Annotated in this window: 1 protein-coding gene; it reads right to left on the bottom strand. The window is 45.2% G+C overall.

Annotated elements, in window-relative coordinates; genetic code table 11:
* Nucleotides 1-955 (bottom strand): PLP-dependent aminotransferase family protein (locus B3G15_RS13475; protein ID WP_349676261.1); only part of this gene is annotated, 955 nt, incomplete at its 3' end.
* Nucleotides 956-966: the final 11 nt, after the last annotated feature.

Here is a 966-nt window from a genome sequence, read left to right as displayed (position 1 = left end):
AGACCATATAACCGATCCGTAGTGAAGGCATGAGTGATTTTGAGAAAGTACTCATGTAAATGACACGATTGCTGTCCATGTTGTGTAAAGACGGAATCGATTTACCGCTGTAGCGGAATTCGCTATCATAGTCGTCTTCGATGATAAAACGGGTCGGATCCATCGCCGCCCAGTTTAACAACTGATGTCTTCGGTTGACGGATAAGATACTACCGGAAGGAAATTGATGTGCCGGTGTGACATACATGACATCGACGTTTGATTCCTGTAATTGATCGATCCGTAATCCATTCGCATCAACACGAATCGGTTCAATCATGCGTTCATGATTTTCAAGTAAGAGGCGTGTCGTATGATAACCGGGATCCTCGATACCGTACGTGACGTCGCGTCCCAGTAAGAAGAGGACGAGCGGCAATAATTGCTCGACACCTGAACCGACGACGATTTGTTCAGGAGAACAGACGACACCACGGGAATGATAGAGATAGGTCGCAATCTCTTCGCGTAGTGCTAGATCTCCTTGCGGATGACCGAGTGAGACAAGTGGGTGGTGATCGGTATCGATGATATCTTTGGCATACTTTCGCCAACGGGCAAACGGGAAAGAGATCCCTTCAATCTTACTTGGATGAAAATCATACGTGATGATCGGTTTTTCTTTAATCACACGTGGTTCGATAACGGGTGAGGTTTTGACGTAAGCGAGTTCCTCATAGGCAAGAACGAAGTACCCTTTACGTGAGATGGATTCGACATATCCTTCTGCGACGAGTTGTTGGTAAGCAAGCTCAATCGTCGTTTGACTTAAGTTCAAAAATTGACCGAGTTTTCGTTTGGATGGTAATTTCGTGCCGTATGCTAAACGACCGGCAATGATTTCATTTCGGATCTGTTGATAAAGCTGTTCATAAAGTGGTTTTTCCTGATTGCGCGTGAGTTGAAATGATAGCATGTCCATCTCGT

The sequence above is a fragment of the Exiguobacterium sp. UBA1053 genome (genome assembly GCF_002316465.1).
GTDB classification, from domain to species: Bacteria; Bacillota; Bacilli; order Exiguobacteriales; family Exiguobacteriaceae; genus Exiguobacterium_A; species Exiguobacterium_A abrahamii.
The sequence above is the reverse complement of the archived record's forward strand: the minus strand, read 5'-3'. Positions and strand labels throughout refer to the sequence as shown.